Annotated in this window: 4 protein-coding genes; 2 read left to right on the top strand and 2 right to left on the bottom strand. The window is 22.9% G+C overall.

Annotated features, from left to right (window positions below; genetic code table 4):
* Window positions 1–110: 110 nt before the first annotated feature.
* The gene (locus EHU54_RS05285; protein ID WP_400249332.1) at window positions 111–434 is read left to right on the top strand and encodes a hypothetical protein; all 324 of its coding nucleotides are present in this window, start codon (window positions 111–113) and stop codon (window positions 432–434) included.
* Between the two features lie 81 nt (window positions 435–515).
* Here the strand turns inward: EHU54_RS05285 and EHU54_RS05280 are convergent, their stop codons facing one another.
* On the bottom strand, window positions 516–1,025 hold the full coding sequence (locus EHU54_RS05280; RefSeq protein WP_400249330.1) for a lipoprotein: 510 nt from the start codon (window positions 1,023–1,025) through the stop codon (window positions 516–518).
* Window positions 1,026–1,041: 16 nt separating this feature from the next.
* Complete coding sequence (locus EHU54_RS05275; protein ID WP_400249329.1) at window positions 1,042–2,034, bottom strand: hypothetical protein; 993 nt, start codon at window positions 2,032–2,034, stop codon at window positions 1,042–1,044.
* Between the two features lie 408 nt (window positions 2,035–2,442).
* Between EHU54_RS05275 and EHU54_RS05270 the strand changes: the two genes are divergently transcribed.
* Entirely contained in the window at window positions 2,443–2,799 is a 357-nt protein-coding gene (locus EHU54_RS05270) for a hypothetical protein (protein ID WP_400249328.1), read from the top strand.
* Window positions 2,800–2,843: the final 44 nt, after the last annotated feature.

Genomic DNA, 2,843 nt, shown 5'->3' with positions numbered 1-2,843 from the left:
TTTTTAAATAAAAGACATAATTAATTAAAATTATAATTTGCTATTAGTATCTTTTTAAAAATATTTACAATTATTTTAATAGGTTATGCAAGAAGTCTAATATAAGAACTTTGTATACAGATAATATAACTAATGAAGTTCAAACATTTGAACCTATTGCATATACTAATGGACTGCCAAGTGGAAATTATCAAAATAGTTATACAACTGAAAAAAATAATGGAAATATTAAATTTTTATTACAAATAACAAAATTATCTAATAATGATAAAGATAAAATCAAAGAAACATATTTACAAGCATATTATACTAATGATGTAAAATTAAAAATTAGATTTTCAAAAGTAATATTTCCTCAATTAGTTATTGTTTGAGATTATTTTGGCAATGATAAAGATATTATATTAGATGTTTATAATCCCCTAATGTATTAGGTATTAGAAATAAAAGTGATAACCCAGTTAAAATTACAATAAAACCAAGATAAAAGAAAAAGAGATATTACATCTCTTTTTTTATTCTCCTTTAACTTTTATATTACCATCATTATCAACTACTAAATTTGGCTCTTTTGTATCTAAATTTCAACGATAAACATATTTAAAATAAGTACCATTGTCATTTTCCCAATAAATTTCTTTAAAAGTTCATGCAATATTTAATGTTTGTCCTGAGCCAAATTTATAGGGGCTACTTTTTCATAAATCTGCTTTTTCAAAATTATCAATTTCTATAAAATCGAGTGTATTATTTTTAAATTTAATTAATCTTCAATTCTCATTTTTATTTCCACGCCATACTACATAATAATATTTATTATCAATATTATTAAATGGTTTTTCTTGTGGTGCTATTCATTCTAGATTATCTTTGATTTCTTGATTATCAGTGTGTATTTGGTTTTCTTTTTTTAAATGTTCTAATTCTTCTTTTGTATATTCTTGTGGTGTATTACAAGCAACTAAACTTGTTGTACTTGTTCCAATTAAAGTGATTGTTCCTAAAAAACTTAATATTTTTTTCATTTACTACAAAAATTAATTAATATAAAGGTGTTTCATTTCCAAATGTTACTGCTAAACGACTAGAATTAGATTCTATTTCACAAGGAATATTCAAAAATATTTCTTCACCTTCCATAGTTATTAAAGAGTTTTGATTAAATAAATTATTATATCCTTTATTTTTAATTTCAATAATCAAATCTTTTAAACTAATATATTTTTGATAATAATAATTTATATCGTGTGGCAATCTTGTAAAAAAAGTATTAATTTTTAAATTAGGATCTATTTTTGTTTTTAAAACTCCTTTATTTATACTTTTTCCTTCAAAAACAGAAAACGTTATTTCTTTCTTATGATTTGCTTTAATTTTTGTTCATTGAGAAGGGGCAGTTATTGTATAACTTTTTGTTTTTGTTCAGTTTTCTTCTGCAGAAAGTTCTCCTGTTATTTCAAGAGAAGCCAACATTTTTATTTTTAAACCAGCTTTAACGCTAATTTTTTGCCCAAATTTAAAAGAAAAAGAATCAGTAACATTATATGAAAAAGCACCACTTAATGCCTTATCCTCATCTTGATTTCCTGCCCTAAATTCTGTTTTTTGAGAATGTATAAGTTTTTCTTCAACAGGAATCATTTTGGTTGGAACAAAAGTTGTTTCATTAGAACAAACAGTTATTCCATTTATGTTGTATTCTCCTGGTTCAAATTTATTATCAGGTAAAGATAATATATATTCTGGATTATAATTATTTGATTTTAATCTTGCAATTTTATTGTTATTTAACATAACAACTAAATTTTTTATAAAACCATCAATTGTTTTTAAATTTGGATTATCATAATTATACAAATATATTTGTCTTTTATTTCTATTTAAATTTTCTAAATTATTTGTTTGTTGATAATTAATATCACTATTTTCTAGCTTAATTACATCACTTTTTTGATAAGGACTAGCGGCAATTGTTGTTGGGGCAGCAGTTCCACTAATAGTTAAGATACTTAATAAACTAAGTAATTTTTTCATACTTGTTTTTCTCCTTTTCTTAATCTTGAAACTCTTTATCAAGATTTACCTGCATTATATATATATACGCAAGCAAAATTATGAATTATTTTAATAAATTTATCTTGTTAAATACCCCCTTATTACGAGTTTTAAGGGCTAAATTAGCAATAAAATATATTAAGTTTAGTATTTATTTACATAATGTATTGTATTTGTGAACTATTAGTATATAATAAAAAACACAGATTTAATCTTTTACCGTTAAAAAAGAGTTTAGCTGACTTGTTAATCAGACAAGAATAAAAAAAGAGAGGTTTATAAAATGGCACTTACAAAAGAACAATTATAGAACAAGGTTTAAGTGAAGAAATAGCAGATAACATTTTAAATGAATTTCATAATGAAGCAAAGCAAATTAGAGAAAGTGTGCAAAAACGCGAAGATATTATATCAAAAGAAGACTTTATTAAATTATCTAATGAATTAGATGAATTAAAAGCACTTAAAGATATTCCATCGACTAAAATTGAAGATATTAAAACTAATTTAAATAAAGTTAGTGGTAATTCTTTATCTGAAAAAATGAAAACTTTAAAAGAATTAAAACCTGATTTGTTTGTTGATGAACAACAATCAATTTCACCAACTAATTTTATTAAAGATATGATTGAAAAATCGGTTGAAAATAAAAATGATGAAATTGAAACTATTAAAGAAAAAGGAGCATATACTCCTGAGGAAATTAAAAAATTAACTGATTATACACTTAAAAACCTTAGATAATAAGGGAGTGAAATATTATGGCAACAATTAATTTTCCACAAGTA

This window comes from Spiroplasma sp. ald, from assembly GCF_044714355.1.
Taxonomy (GTDB): Bacteria; Bacillota_I; Bacilli_A; order Mycoplasmatales; family Mycoplasmataceae; genus Spiroplasma; species Spiroplasma phoeniceum.
Note: the sequence above shows the minus strand (reverse complement) of the source record. Positions and strands in the feature narration are given on the sequence as shown.